This window comes from Streptomyces sp. NPDC059874 (genome assembly GCF_042731135.1).
Taxonomy (GTDB): domain Bacteria; phylum Actinomycetota; class Actinomycetes; order Streptomycetales; family Streptomycetaceae; genus Streptomyces.
In genome coordinates, this window is sequence record NZ_JBHWJY010000016.1 from 91,157 (window position 1) to 106,138 (window position 14,982).

Sequence of the window (14,982 nt, forward strand, 5' to 3'; positions counted from 1 at the left end):
GTCATTCCCACCCCCATTTCTTCATCTCACGCCGAGCGTGCGCCACGGCTTTGCCGTATACCCGGAACACCATCTCGTTCTGCGTGATCTCCTCCTGGGAGGACTTCTGCTTGGCGAGCTCATTGAAGTAGAGCCGCTCGGCGCCGACCAGTCCGCCCAGCAGGCGCTCCTCCATCTTCCCGCGCATCCAGTGGTAAGTCTTGATCATCGCGTCCTGGATATGCGCGGCCACGCCCGGCTTTCCGCCGGGGTGGCCTTTGACGTATGCCTCGAACCCGGCACGGCCGCTTGCTTGCCGCTTGAGGTATTCGGATGAATCTCCCCCGAGGGCCTGCTGGAACACCTGGTGCACCAGATCGCTCTGAGACTCCGCCTTGATGTTCTCTTCGTCTCCGTCCTTGACGCTGATGTGCAGGCGCGCCGAGCGGTGTGTCTCGCGGGCCAGGCTGATCGTCGGCATCCGAGCACCCCGTTTGTCCGCCAGAAGATTGAGGTTCATGTCGCTCCGGGCCTTCATCCTGACGGGTTCGCCCTGCTGCACTGCCAGTCCCGGGTAGATCTCGTCCGGTCCCTTGCCGATCAGAGGAAAGGGCCGCTGGGTGTTATCCGTGGTCTTGTGTGTGAAGTACTCCAGGAGCAGGTACTGGGTGATGTGATGCGAGTCCCGGTCCCTGCCCGGTGGGCTCTGCTGCGCGTACGTCGCGAGCCGGAGCCCAACGTTGGAGTCGACGCCCTCCGTCTTCAGGTAATCGTCCTTCTTCGGAAGTTCGGCCGGGGTCAGTACGACTCCCTTATCCTCCGCCCGCTTGAGCACGTCCTGAATCAGCGATGCCTTGATACGGAATCGACCCCCTTCCCACATGTCCGTCAAGGGGACATTGACCAAACGGGCCTTGAGTCTCGGCAGCACAATCGCGCGCTTCTTGGCATCCGCGACCTCGCTCAGCGCGATGCGCCACAGGTCGGAATTGCCGTGAACCAGTGCCAGGTGGACGAACTGGCACGTCACGGTGGTGATCCGAGGCGGTTTTCCGCTTACCTTGTCGGCCATCTTGATGTCCAGATGGACACCGCGGAGGCCGAAGACAACCCGGGCCAAGGCCTGCGCCAGCCTGGCTTCGTCCACCTCGTACTGGGGCTTGGGGGCGCCTTTCTTCGACTTGTCGACGATCGAGTCACGCAGGATACGGTCGAGCGATCGGTCCACCTCGTCCTTCGTCTTGCGTGCCAAGTGCCGACGGATCGCCTCCGAGACATCCGGCTCTTTGAAGCGCTTGTGGGAGAACTTCAGGTGCGCGATCCCCCGGTCGAGCTCGGCGCGCAGGTGTGTTTCCGGCACAAGCGCCCGAATCTCCGGCGGGATATCCTCCTCTCCTTTCAGCGCGGCCGTCTTGAGCGCGGACTTCTCCAATTCCATCGGACTGGTGAGTATCGCGAAGAGGTTCTCGATGACGTCGGCCGACAGTTTGGGTTGTACGCCCGATGCCGCCTCGGCGGTGAGGGGGCCGGGGGTTCGCTCGGAAGCGTAGGCGGCGGATTCCTTGGACGGGTCCAGGGTGAGGCCGCGGCCAGGGGTGCCGGGCTGGGGCCGGGGGGCGGCGCGGACGCCGAGCGGGTGCGGGCCGGTCTGCTGGAGTACGTGCGTCAGCTCGTGCGCGAGCAGACCGCCGCCGCCCAGCCCGCGGCCCGAAGCGAAGTAGACGTGGCTGCCGGAAGTGAGCGCGAGCGCCCCCAGCTCGCCGGCCGCACGGGCCGCAGCCGGTGAGGTGTGCACCCGAACATGGCGCAGGTCCTGGCCGAACCACTGCTCGTAGCGCCGCCGGACCGGCGGTTGCAGCGGCTGGCCGGTCTCGGCGGGCAGCCGCACCGGGTCACCCGGGCGGGCCGACAGGCCCCGGCCCGTCGGCCGCGGCGCCGCCTCCGGGGCCCCGGCCTGGGCTGGCTCAGCGGTGTCGACCATGCCCGCGTCGACGTCCTCGATCGCCACCTGGCCGGGTTCGCGTACTGCCTGCTTGCCCTTTTCCAGCTTCGCTGCCATTCGTCCCTGGAAGACGTCCACCCGCTGGAGGGTGTCGAAGATGGTGTCCGCAAGGTCATTGCGTGCTTCTGTAAGGGGCGGGGCAACCCGGGAGCGGACCTCGTCGCGCCACAAGTCGTTCACGTTCGACAGCTTCGCGGCCTTGGCCACGGCGTCGAAGACGGCGTCCTTCTGACCGCTCACCTCGAGCAGGGCGAGGGCCGTCTTGCCGCCGATCTTGTACTTGCCTGGCAGTCGGTTGACCAGTGCCTCGACCACGATTTCCACGAGCTCGCCGGGTCTGACGATCTCGTCGGGGAGTTCGAAGTCCGCGATCCCCTGTGCGATCTCCACGACGCGCGAGGCGAAGCCGTCGACGGTCTCCTCCCACTCCTCCGCCAGGTGGATCCCCTCACCGGCCAGCCTGAGCGCGCCTTCCAGGTGGTCGGCGATCGCGCGTAGCACCCGGTCGATCAGGGGATGGCCGAGGACGAACAGCTGAGCGGCCTCCACTCGCCAGCGCACCCGGGTCTGAACCTGCGCGAGCGCCCGCATGACGAGGAGTCCGGTGGCGAGCAGGCGGCGTGCGATCTGGGCAGCCCGCGCCCCGAGGGTGCGGCCCGGCCGGATCGGACGCGGCTGCGCCGGGGGCCGCTTCTCTTTGCGCAGGTTGTCGAAGTGCTGGACGCCGAAGAGCAGGTACTCCCAGAGCAACTGCGGCGTGAGCACGGACGCGATCTCCGACCCCCACCTTCTGAAAGCCTCCTGCGGGTCGTGGAACAGCGAGCTGACCAGCTCCTGGAAGTCCGGGCTGGCCGTGAACTCAAGGACCGTCACCGCCAGCCGCGCGGCCATCACCGCCTGCCCGACACCGGGGACGAGCTCCGCTACGTCCATGCCCAGTTCGGCGAGCTGTTCGACGCGCTCGGCCGTCTCCTTCACCTGGCGGGCCAGTCCGGCCATGGTGACGGCGTGCGCCAGCTCGGCCAGGTGGACGTCGTCGTTCTCTCTGATGGGTAGTACGCCCGCGCCGCGCCGTACGGTTACCAGGACACTCTGTCCCCGGCTGTCCTTGGGGACCTCGCTGCCTTCGAGGTGCAGCGCGCTCTCCTGCTCTCCGTGGCGAGGGTGGTACACGAACGGCTTGTGGACCTTCACCAGGGTCCACTCGACACCGTCGACCGTGAACGGCTTGCCTACCTCCATGCGGAAGCCATGGCCGACGGCCGCGAGAAACCCCCCGCCGCTCTCCCACACTCCCTCGACGCCAAACCTTTCGCGCACGTCACGCTGGTGTCTGCCGAATTCGGTCACGACCTCGCGCAGGACCTCGACCCGTTGCCTGACCCATGTGTCGACGGCCGCGTCGGTGCCGCCGTGCTGCGGCAGCAGGGGGCGTAGGCGGGCCGCGCCATCGCCTTCCGCGAGGGCCACCACTTGCTGGATCACGGGCTGGTAGGCGGCCACCACGTCGTAGCGCGGACGGTCTGTCAGCCTGTCGCGGATCGTGTCCGCGAGTTCCAGTACCGCCGCCGTCAGCTGGAGCGGCTGGTCCGCGGATGGCCCGAGGCCTGCGGTCAGCCAGTTCAGCCGGTCCAGGACCCGCTGCGGGATGTCCCAGACGAGCATGTTGCCGAGAGGGGTGTCGTCCCGTGTGGTCTGGGAGCCGCGTCGGTACTTGCGGAGTGTCTCCCGGAGCTCTTCCTTCACACGCAGGTGTCGCTCGTCGGTTGACACCTGCCGCATCCGGTCCTCGAGTCGGCGCAGCGCCTGGGTGCGCTCGTTGCGCAGCTCGGCGGCGATGCCTCCCTGGACGACGGCCAGGCCTTCGGGTAGTTCGCGCTCCGCCTCTCCGAGCAGATCCAGCCACCGGACCCACGGCAAGGACCGTACGAACGTGAGGTCCGGGGAGTCCGGTGCCAGATAGCGGGCGATGATCTCCGAGAACGCGGTCAGTTTGAGACGGTCGATGAGGCGTTCGGGGTGGGGCAGCGTCCAGACGAACACGTCCGGCCGGACATCCAGGCTGCGGGCCGGATACAACCTCACCGCCTCCGGCCTGTCAGGGAGCTGGGCCTGCGTTTTCGGGTGGTCCTTGATGAGTTCGACGAGCGACGGCGTTCCTTCGGGATTCGGCGCGTACTCGTAGTCCTCGACCGTCCAGCGGGCTGGCATGTCCGCCGCTTTCAGCTCCCGGTAAGCCTGCTGGATCACGGTCGCGTCGTCCGCGAGCGTGCGGTGCGCGTGCCGACGGGCGATGTCCTCGGCGTACCGCTCGTAGTAGAAGGTCTGGTAGATGTCGACCAACTGGGCGGCGGTAAGGCCGCCGAAGCCTCTGAGGGCGTGGTTGGCGGGGAAGTCCTGAAGCAGCCGGGACAGGGGGACCCGGTGCTGCTTCCAGGCGCCCTGGAGGGCCAGGACGCTTTTGCTCTGGGTCTCGTAGCGGGACTCGACCACCGCCAGGCCCAGCTCGGCCAGCCAGCGCCGCCCCAGCCACGCCCCCAGCTTGCCCACAACGCGGCCGGTGCGGATGCGCGCCATCATGCGTGCGTCGTCATCGCTGTCCGGCCCGACCGTGGCCAGCGTGTCCAGCAGCTTGGCCAGTTGGATCTGGACCCAGCCGTGTACCAGCGCCACCTCCCACTGATTGGCGACCAGTGCTGCCAGCAGGGGCGCTTCGGCCAGCGGGTAGCTCGCATCTCGCGCCGCCCGCACCAGGGTGTCGCGCGCCCGCAGGAACTGCTGACTGTCGAGCGGGGTGTCGGCGGCTCCACCGGGTGCGTTCTCCGTCAGCCGGAAGAAGTCCCGCAGCGGCGGGAGTAGCCGGGCCTCCAGGGCGTCCGCCCAGGGCTCACGGCCGGCCTTGAGCAGCGCGTCCGGCGGGAATCCGTCCGACGCCCACACACGCTCCGTCTGGAGGACGTCGTGCCAGAACTGGACGCAGAGCTCTCCGATCTTGAGTACGTGCGGTGCGAGGTCGGTGAGCAGCCGACGTACCTCGGGGGCCTCGGATGCGGGGAGGCCCCGGCCCTCTTGAAGGTCCTTCGCCCACACGGCCACCGCTTCGGCCAAGTGCATGCGTTGGACGGGGTTCAGGCGGTCCGCCCGCACGGTGCGGCCGAAGAGGGTGGTGATGAGGCGGCCCAGAGTCTTCCACCGGATCTCGTCGGTTCGTCGAACCGCCCACAGGGTCACGTACGTACGCTCCCCGGGCAACAGCGATCCGTCCGAGGCGGTGAGACGGGCGAGCTGCTCGTCCAGCAGTTCCTGGAGGCTGGTGGTGCCGAGGCGCTGTACCGATTGGGTCGTGCCGAGCAGGAAGACGAGATAGGTGTTGAGGAACTGCGCGGTGGAGTGCTGCTTCTGGAGCAGCGGCTCGTCCTGCCAGGAGCGCAGCACCCACCGGTACTCGCGCTCCTCGGGGACGCTGGTGTAGGCACGGATGTCGTAGAAGCAGGTGAGCAGGCCGGGGTGGCGGTCGAGGACGGTGTTGAGGACGTCCCATCGCTCGGCGCGCTTGAGCAGGTCGGCCTGGAGGGCCAGGACCTCCGGGTCGAACTGTGTCACGGTCGCGGTCAGCAGTTCGTCCGCGAGGTGCTGGCAGGCGTCCCGCATGCCGTCCGGGCTCTCCTCGGCGTCCCGCCGGAACCAGTCGGCGGCATCGCGCAGCCGCTTGTTGTCGGGACTGGCCGCCAGATGCCTGCGGATGATCTCCTCGAACGCGGGTGGCTCGGGTACGCCGGACACCTGGAGGGGATCCTTGCGGGGCGTGGCCTGGGCGGGGCCCGTGCCGCTGGCAGCGGTCGCGCGCAGAGGGTGGTGGCTGGCGGCGACGGCGGTCTGCTGGAGCACGTGGGCCAGCTCGTGGGCCAGCAGGAACCGGCCGCCGCTGGTGTCGGGCGCGAAGCGGCCCGGTGCGAAGTAGAGGTGCGCTCCGGCCGCGAGAGCCTGCGCGCCCGCGCCCTCGACGGCCGTGCCCGCCGCGGCGTCGGTGTGGACGCGGACCGCGGCGAGGTCCGCGCCGAGAGCCCGTTCGAGATCGCCTCGCAGCGGCTCCGGCAGGGCGCGGCCGGCGCTGCCGGGGGCACTGAAGCGTGCGGCCGGAGCGCGGAGTAGGCCCCGCGCGGCCGCGGCCTCGCCCCCGGCAAGCACGCGCGTGGCCAGCGCGTCGGCCTGCCGCTCGAAGCGGTCGCGTTCGAGGGCGACGGGATTCGCCGCCGGTGAAGCGTGCCAAGGCGGGCGGTCCGAGCGGGCCATCGGCCCGTACGAGGCCGGCGCCGTGCGCCAGGACGGTGACGCGTACGGCCCCGGGGCGCTGGAGAACGGGTGGTCGTACCAAGTGGGCCGTGCGTGCCGCGGGCGGAGGGCGGTGGGGGCTTTCGTCGTCGGGGCGGAGACGTTGGCCGGGAGCGGGCGCAGGCCCGTGGTCCGGGGGCGGCCGGTGTGGGAGGGGCCGCTCATCGCAGGCCCTTCAGGACGGCGGAGGTGATGCGGTCGGTGAGGTCCCCGAGGCCTTCCCCAGCGGCGGCGGCCGGTACGCGCAGTCGCAGGCCGCCGGGTGCCCCCGCCGGGTCGATGCCGGCCAGTTCCCCGGCCAGGCGCCGTGCCACCTCCGCGCCGAGTCGGTGCGCGGCGGACGGCTCCAGTCCGGCCACCCTGATGCGCAACTCCTGGACCTCGATCCGGGGCCCGTTCACAGGGCCACCAGCCGCTCCACCTCGCGGCCGGACCAGGGCCGGCCCTCCTTGGCGAGTTCCCGCCCGAGCCCCGCGACCAGATGCGCACGGTTGAGCGGTACGCCTTCCCGCTTGGCGGTGAACAACCCGCCCAGCGCCGCGTACTTGATCTGGGCGCCGGTGACTTCGACCTCGGCGCCCAGCAGGTCCGCGTCAGGCGCGAGCCGCTCCGCCTCTGTGGCGCCGACGAGCCCCGCGAGCGTACGCCCCCAGATATGGCGGCGCCCGTCCGCGTCGGGCTTGGGGAAGTCGATCACGTACCGGAGTCTGCGCAGGAACGCGGGGTCGATGGCACCCTTGTGATTCGTGGCCAGCAGCACGACGCCGTCGTGGTTCTCGAGCGCGACCATGAGGTGGCCGGTGTCCATGTTGACGTACCGGTCCTGTGCGTCGCGGATCTCCGCCGTTCGCTTGCCGTAGAGCGCATCGGCCTCGTCGAAGAGCAGGACGACATCGGCCCCGGCTGCCTGGCGCAGCAACCGTTCGATGTTCTCGGCCGTCTCGCCCACGTACTTGCTCACCACGGTCGAGAGGTCCACCCGCCACAGGTCGAAGCCGAGCCGCCCCGCGATGACCTGCGCCGCCATCGTCTTGCCTGTGCCCGGCGGCCCGGAGAAGAGCGCCGCGAGGGCGCGGCCGGTCGGGAAGAGCCGGCGCGGGCCGGGGCCCTCCCAGAAACGGGTGCGCTCCGATGCCTCGAAGACGAGGTCGTCCAGCTCTCCGCGCAGCCGTGTGGGCACGACCAGGTCGGCGGGCTCGAACGGGCACTCCAGGTACTGGGCCAGCCCGGTGGCCCGCTGATCGGCGGCGGCGTGTCGCAGCGCCTCGGCGGCCTCGCTCCCGGAGGACGGCGCGACCGCCGCAGCGGCGCAGATCTCCGCGGGCGTGGCGCGGAACCGCGCGGCCAGCTGCTCCAGTTCACCGGCCGGCCAGTCGGCGGCGCCGGGCAGGTACGCGGCCCACAGGCGCTGGCGGTCTCCGGTCGCGGCCGTCGGCATATCGACCACGTGCTCCGCCCGGTCGGGAGAGGCCGGCGGCCGGGCGCCCGGCTCGGCGACGACGAACTCCAGCGGGAAGGGACCGGGAGCGGCGGCCAGCGCCCGCCAGTCCCGCAGCCCCGACCAGACGGGTGCCGCGCCGTCGAGGAACGCCTGCCGGGTGCCGCGGACCACGATCTCCGCCGCCTCCGGTTCGGCCACCGGGTCCGGCTGCTGATCCGGTCCGAGCCGGCTTCCGGCCGCTCCGACGGTGAGGTCCACGGCCAGCGCGTGCAGGCCCGCGTGGGCGGCCACCAAGGCCGCGAACGTATGCCGCCCGCTGCCCGGAAGGCCCCGTACGACGACCCGCAGCTGGGCCTGCGGGTCGGCCTCCAGGATCCGGCGCAGCAGGCTGACGGTCTCGTCCACGGGCCACCCACTCAGCGGATCGTGGCACGGGACGAGCCGGGCCCGGCTCACGAGAGCCGGGTCCAGGTGGTCCAAACCGAGCAGCCAGGCGGTGATCCGGGGATCGCAGACGATTGCGTCCGGCGCCCCCGGCGCGGTGGGACACCGCTCCAGCAGCCGCCAGCCGAACAGGGGCGAGTCGGCCGGCCAGGGCGCGGGCCGCCCGTGGCCGAAGATCCGCGCCGCCAGCGGCTCGCTGGCCCAGGGCTGCTCCGCGAGGTAAGCGCAGAGCGTGGCGACCGACGGGTCCACGGCCACCGCGAAGGCGAGCTGGAGCAGTTCCTGGTCAGCGCCGGACAGGCCGAACATCCGCTCCAGCCGGGCGAGCCGGCTCGCTTCAGCCCCGGTGCCGCGCCGGGCCGTATCCAGGGCTGCGTCGGCGGCAGCCGCCGCCTCCCGCAGGAGCACGGCGTCCGGACCCGCGCGCCAGTGGGCTTCCGCAGCGGGCGCATCCGCCGCGGCCAGCGCTGAATCCGCCCGGGCATGGGCCGACGAGCCGGGTGCGAAGAAGGCGTCCTCCGCGTCCCACAGCCCGCGCAGCCACGCCGTACGCAGCGCGCCGTACGCGCGGACGCGCAGCAGTACCGCCTCGGCGTCGTCCGGCGGCAGGATGGGAGGCGGCTCCGAGGCGGGTTCCGCGTCAGGTGCGGGGTAGCCGGCCGGGGTGGTAGGGGTCGACGTCATGGCACGGTCACCCACCTGGGGGCCGACTCCGCGCCCCGTACGATCACGCGCAGCGGCAGCTGGTCGCCGGTCTGCGGACCGTCGGGCAGGCGCACTTCCAGGTGCGTGCCGTCGAGCACGCAGAACTCACCGGCGTCGGTGGCCCCGGACGGGCGGCGGGAGAGCCTGGCGGTGCCGACGTACACCTGGATCTCGTCCTTGGGCAGGGACACCGGGTCGAAGCTGCCGCCCTCCACCGTGACGCGCCGCTCCGCCGTCGGGGTGCTGACCGAGCGTACGGCCGGTACCACAGTGAACGGGGAAGAATTGGACACCAGCACTGGTCCGGGGGTGGCCGCGGGACCGCCCGCGCCGCTCTGCACGCTCACGGTCACGGCGTAGACCCCGGGCAGGATCGTCCACCCGCCCGCCGTGGGCTGGACGGTTGCCGTCACACCCCCGGGACCGGCGGTGACGCCCCAGGCGAGCGGGTCGACGGTGACCGGCCCGGGCCACTGCGCGTGATGCAGCGTCAGCTGGACCGGGTCGCCGCCCAGGCCCGTGCCGACGATGGTGAAGAGGTCGCCTACGGCCGCCTCGGCGGGGCGAGCCCGTACCGTCCGCGGCCCGGGCCCGCCCGGCACGGTGAAAGTGACCTCGCTCTCCGTCCCGGTCACGTGCGGTCCGGTGCCGAGGACGGGATGGGTGCCGACGGACAGAACCCGTGCGGGCCGGCTGGTGGTCTTCTCCGGCGCCAGGAGCACGGCCGCGACCTCGTAGTACGCGGAGAGGCGCGGCGGGTTCTGCCCCGCGGCCCAGTACGAGACGGCGTCCGTGGGCGGCACGGTGCGCGAAGTGATCAGGAGGCGGTTGCCCTGGCCGCGCAGCGTCGCGGGCATGACCTGGTCGTTGCCCACACGCGTGTCGTCGTCGATCCGGGAGTGGTCGTGGAGCGCTTTCATCGCCAGTCCCATCATGTGCTGTTCCTCGTACGTGCGGGTGCCCGGCGGAAGGTCGCTGTGGGCGGTCAGCAGGTAGTGCAGGAGCAGCGGCAGGGGGCTGTGCCGGGCAGGCAGGGAACTGTCGTCGGGTGGCGGGGCGTTCCGGCGCGCCGGGTCCTCCTGGGCGTGGTAGAGGTACAGCCCGAGGGTACGGTCGCCGCTGAGCCGGTCCGGAGGGTCGGGAGAGACGGTCAGAACGGAGGCCGGGGGCCAGTCCGGAGAGTGGATGACGGCCTGCTTGATCAGGCCTACCAGGGTCTCGGTGACCAGCGACAGCTTAAGCAGCATGACGACCCCCCTACCTCTGGCCGAGTCCGAAGCGCCGGACCGGACCGGGTGTGGAGCCCCCCAGGGCAGCTGCCGGGACGGCCCGAGGGCGGGCGGGTGCAGGGGCGGCGAGGGCCACCGGCGCAGGGGCCGGGACGACCTCGACCACGACCGGGCCGATGACGACTTCGACGGCGGGCGGCTGCTGCGGCTCCGAATGGGAAGGGTCCGAGGGCCGGAGCACGACGGGTGGCAGGTCGCTGGGCTCCGATGCCGCGGGAGGCTCGGCGGCAGGGGACATGGGAGCCGGGTCCGCGGCAGGAGCGGCGGGGGCACGGCGCAGCAGGTCCTGGAAGAAGCCGTCAGCGATGTCATAGGCGCTGTCGGCCCTGGGCGGGTACGAGGCCTCCTGCTGCGGCACCTTGTCGAAGGCATGTGGGGAAGCCGTGTGCGCGCGGACGGAGTGGTCGTCCGGGCCGGCGGCGACCGGTACCGGGTCGGGTGGGAGGCCGAGCGCAGGGTCGGCTGCCGGCCGCGGCGATACGAGGTCCGGGACGGGCGCGGGCAGCCAGAGGGGATTCCGGCCGGGCGCGGGCCCGGCCGGCGGAACGTCTACGGCGGGTTCGGGCGGCAACGGCCAGGGCGCGGGGAGCACGGGTGGGATCACCGGGGTCAGCTGCTGGCCGGTTGCGTCAGGCAGCGGGCGGGCCGCGGCCGGTGACGGGCTCGCCGTCGAGTTCGGCTCTGGTGGCTCCGTTGCCGGCTCGTCATCGCGGAAGAAGTCCCCGTCGGCCGACGCGGGGCGCGCTGCAGCGGGGGCGGCTGCGTACGGGGGCGGCGGCGCGCCCGCCGACCGGGCGGCCAGCCGGTGCAAGTAGGCGCTCATGACAACCTCCATGACCGGCTCGGCGCCGCCGGCTGTGCCTCGACCAGTGCGACGAGTGCGCGGCGTTCGGCGCGGGGCAGCTCCAGGATCTCCCGGTGGCTCCACCGGTAGGCGGATGCCAGCCGGTGGACGTCGAGGACCAGCCGACGCCGATCGGTGAGCAGCGCGGACAGGAAGTAGGACTGGATGTCGAAATGCACCGGCTGGCCGGTGCCGCACTCCGGGCAGGCGCAGTCCAGGTCGAGGTCCGCCAGCGGCGCCAGCCGGCCGAGCAGGTCCTGGAATCCGTCCGGGTCGAAGCCCGGGTGCGGCTCCGGTACACAGCGCCGTACCAACTCGGCCACTCCCGCCATGCCGTCAAGCCCCGCCACGGCGATCTCGTCGGCTCCGGTGGGCAGTCGGAATCGGCCGTATCCGGCTACGGAGTACCACCCGTCGGCGTCCGGCAGGGCGTCCGGCGGGCCTGAGGCGTCGAGGGCGGTCTCCAGCGAGCTCAGCGTGAAGTCGAGGTCGAACGGCGAGCGGCAGGCCCGGCAGTGCACGGTGGCCTCGATCCGGTCGCCGAAGGCGCGTCGGTGCGCGGCCATCAGCAACCGGTCGCGGTCGGCGGCGGGCAGCGCGGCGGTCGTGGCGGCCGGGCCTTCCTGGCGCGGCAGGCAGATGCCGTCGAGGAGGGTGACCGCCGCCGAGGTCGAGGTGGCGTGCACGGTGCGTTCGACGGCGCCGGTCAGCTCGCGCAGCTCCACGACCCGCGCCGTGCATGGCAGGGACACCGCGTCGCCGGCGGGCGGCGGGGTCACGTCTCGGTGGGCTCGGGAACGTCGGGATCGCGCTCCCAGCCCTCGTTCTGCACCACCATGTGCTCGATGGCCACCGCGTTCCCATTGGCGTCCAGCTCGGGCAGCGCCTGGTACTCCGACACCCAGCAGCGGTAGACCTTGTACGCCTTGGCCACCTGGCCCTGCTCGTTGAGCAGTTCGACGATGAGGTCCTTGCGGAAGCCCTTGAGGGAGACGGCGGCGTCGCCCTCGGTGGAGTACACCAGGTTGGCCCAGGCCTCGAACTCGGGATCGTGCGTCACCCCGCGCTCCAAGGTGAGCGGCTCGAACTTCCAGATGCTCGGGGAGACGCGCTGAGTGCTCGGGTCGCCGCCCTCCCGATGCAGGACGGGCTCGGTCGAGCGTTTGAGCGCGCTGACCTTGCTCACGCCCGCCACGTACCGGCCGTCCCACTTCACCCGGAACTTCATGTTCTTGTACGGGTCGAAGCGGTGGGTGTTGATGGTGAACTGTGCCACGGCGCCGCTCTCCCTGACTCCCTCGACCGCGGTCTGGCCCCAGACCGCGATGTGGCCTAAACCGCGATCTGACCGGCGACCTGCTGTAGATAAAGGATCACGAACTCGGCGGGCTTCACGGGGGCGAAGCCGACGTGGACGTTGACGATGCCGAGGTCACGGTCGTTCTGGCTGGTGGTCTCGGCGTCGCATTTGACGAAGTAGGCCGACCGCTTGGGGCCGGCGAACGCCCCGCGCTGGAAGAGACCGTGCATGAACGCGCCGACGTTCAGCCGGATCTGCGCCCACAGCGGTTCGTCGTTCGGCTCGAACACCGCCCACTGCAGGCCGCGGTACAGGCTCTCCTCCAGGTAGGCGGCGAGTCGGCGGACGGAGAGGTATTTCCACTGTGAGGCGAAGGCGTCGTCGCCGTCCATCGTCCGGGCCCCGTAATTGACGATGCCGCTGGGGAACACCCGGAGGGTGTTGACGCCACGCGGGTTCAGCACCCCCTGCTCACCGTCGGAGAGCTGGCGGTCGAGTCCGATGATCCCGCGGAGGTCGGCCTCCGTGCCTGCGGGCGCCTTCCACACTCCCCGGGTGCCGTCGATCCGCGCGATCAGTCCGGCCACGGCTCCGGCGGGCCCGATGGTGTGCTGCCGCCCCGCGTCATCGATCGTGACGCGCGGGAAGAACAGAGCCGCGTGGTCCTTGACCAGCCCGCGGCGCAGTGACGCGACCCCCTTGCTCTGGTCGATCACCTGCTGGGGCGTCTTCCAATCATCCGGCGGGTCCATGAGCAGCACGGCCCGCCGCTTCTGGCAGAAGATGCTCGCCTTCGGGTAAAACTCGTGCACCGGCGCGGCGTCGCCGGGGGCCAGCACCATCAGGTTGAACAGGTCGACTTCGCGGTCCGCCACGGCGTACGCGGCGTCATAGTCGGACGCCTTCGGCTGTGTGCCGTCGTGCCCCGCCTGCCCCGGGGTGTGGAAGCCGCCCGCACTCGGGGCGCCGCCCAGCGGATAGGCCCCGATGTTCAGGGCGAACCGCTTGGCAATGTTCGTGGTGCCGGTCGCGAGGCTGCTGGCCAGCAAGTGCTCCCGGTCCGGGGGAGCACCAGTGAGCAGGATCACCAGACGGTCCCCGTGCACCTCGGCTGTCCACGGGAGGATGCCCTGGGGGCTGTCCGCCCTAGCGCTGTTGATCGCGGCCGCGATGATCCCCAACTTCTCCCGCAGGCCGTCCGTCCCCTCGTCCGCGTCCTTGAAGAATGGGTCGGTGGGCGCGCTGGTCACCAGGTCCAGGAGGACCTTCTGGGAGCCGACGCTGCCGTCCTCCTTGAGCACGGGAAGTGTGATGTCGGTGACCGCGTCCTGCGTCAGCTCGCGGACCGCGTTGATGTCGGCGAGGTCGGTGGCTTTGAGGAACGCGCCGTTCGGGGCCGGCCTGCGGGCGGCGTGCGCGCCGACCTCCAGGCCGCCCTGCGCGGAGCCGAGCATCAGGGACACCGCCAGGTCGGCCGGGCCGCCCGGGCGTACGTAGACGTCGCCAAGGCCGCCGCAGGTGATGCACAGCAGGCCGGAGGGGGGCTTGGGGCTGTCCTTGATGGTCACGTCGACCGTACGGCTGGCGACGCCCGCGGCGGTGAGCGTCGAGTTGATGGTGTTCTCGATCGCCTTGGCCAGATTGGTCTTCAGGCCGCCGGTCGCATCGAGCGCGCCCACGTCGATGGAAGCGAGGTTCACATCGACGTACGGGGACCCGTCGACGCTGATCTGGAAGGTGTTGGTGGCCGCCGTCGACCCCAGCACCGCCGCCCAGGCGGCCTTGATCTTCGCCGTCGTATTCCCCTCCGGCACAACGGGACGGCCGGACTGCGAGTAGCCCGGTGCTGCGAGCACGGTCCCCGCCTCCTCGGCTTTTACAAGCGAGGACTTCTGCGTCACGACGGCCGGAGCGAACGAGGGAGCCTTGGGGTCCATCGTCAGATTGGGGAAGACCTCGCGGTCGACGGCGACCCGGGTGCCGCCGCGCAGCTCCCAGCGGAACAGCTCCAGGGTGAAGGCGGCCTCCGGGAAGGGGCCCTCGTACCGGACGACTGCCCGGACGGAGTCGCCGGTCACGCCGGGGCTCTTCGCCGTGAGCTTCAGGACGTCGGCTCCGTCCTCGTTCTTCAGGGTCACGGAGGACTGCTGGGCGCCGTTGGCGAGCCGCATGACCCAGCAGACGGTGCCACCGTTGAGGAAGAACAGCCGCACGTAGTGGGTGAGTTTGCCCGCGTAAGTGTCCTCGCCGAAGACGCGCGTGAAGTCGAGCCAGCTCAGGCACAGCACCGGGATGCCGATCGGGCCACGGGCGGCTGCCCCCAGGAAGAAGCCCGTGGACGTACTGACCCCGACGATGGTGCGGACGGAGCTCGGGACTTCCTGGACGTAGACGCCCGGGTAGGTAGGTGTGACCGGCATGGGGCCATCCCTTCGTGGGGGCGTCACCGCCATGGGCACCGTAGGGACACCGGTCCGCCTGCCTCAACGACCCTGCGGGTAGGGAGGGGCGTTTCCCCCCTTCTGGGCGCATCGCGTGCACTGCAACTACTAAGGACGGTGTCGGGGCCTTGCCGAACTGGGCGGGACGGGGCGTGGTGCCGCAGGGGGGCTGGGCGGTCGGCGAAGTACTACTGGGACCCGGCAA

8 protein-coding genes are annotated in these 14,982 nt (G+C 71.1%); all 8 read right to left on the bottom strand.

The window, feature by feature from the left end; genetic code table 11:
• Position 1 precedes the first annotated feature (1 nt).
• The 8 genes from ACFV9H_RS12330 to ACFV9H_RS12365 are packed head-to-tail and all read right to left on the bottom strand — an operon-like array spanning position 2 to position 14,756.
• Positions 2-6,478, bottom strand: coding sequence for a DUF4157 domain-containing protein (locus ACFV9H_RS12330; RefSeq protein WP_385396781.1), 6,477 nt, complete (start codon positions 6,476-6,478; stop codon positions 2-4).
• Complete coding sequence (locus ACFV9H_RS12335) at positions 6,475-6,714, bottom strand: hypothetical protein (protein ID WP_385396783.1); 240 nt, start codon at positions 6,712-6,714, stop codon at positions 6,475-6,477. Before ACFV9H_RS12335 ends, ACFV9H_RS12330 begins: the two co-directional genes overlap by 4 nt.
• Entirely contained in the window at positions 6,711-8,882 is a 2,172-nt protein-coding gene (locus ACFV9H_RS12340; RefSeq protein WP_385396785.1) for an ATP-binding protein, read from the bottom strand. Before ACFV9H_RS12340 ends, ACFV9H_RS12335 begins: the two co-directional genes overlap by 4 nt.
• A complete protein-coding gene (locus tag ACFV9H_RS12345; protein WP_385396786.1) occupies positions 8,879-10,150 on the bottom strand; it encodes a DUF4255 domain-containing protein in 1,272 nt (423 codons plus the stop codon). Before ACFV9H_RS12345 ends, ACFV9H_RS12340 begins: the two co-directional genes overlap by 4 nt.
• A gap of 10 nt (positions 10,151-10,160) precedes the next feature.
• A complete protein-coding gene (locus ACFV9H_RS12350) occupies positions 10,161-11,015 on the bottom strand; it encodes a hypothetical protein (RefSeq protein ID WP_385396788.1) in 855 nt (284 codons plus the stop codon).
• A complete protein-coding gene (locus tag ACFV9H_RS12355) occupies positions 11,012-11,815 on the bottom strand; it encodes a hypothetical protein (protein WP_385396790.1) in 804 nt (267 codons plus the stop codon). The genes ACFV9H_RS12350 and ACFV9H_RS12355 overlap by 4 nt, the downstream gene beginning before the upstream one ends.
• Entirely contained in the window at positions 11,812-12,312 is a 501-nt protein-coding gene (locus ACFV9H_RS12360) for a phage tail protein (protein ID WP_385396792.1), read from the bottom strand. Before ACFV9H_RS12360 ends, ACFV9H_RS12355 begins: the two co-directional genes overlap by 4 nt.
• A 56-nt stretch (positions 12,313-12,368) precedes the next feature.
• Positions 12,369-14,756, bottom strand: a complete 2,388-nt coding sequence (locus ACFV9H_RS12365) for a phage tail sheath family protein (RefSeq protein WP_385396794.1) — start codon at positions 14,754-14,756, stop codon at positions 12,369-12,371.
• Positions 14,757-14,982: the final 226 nt, after the last annotated feature.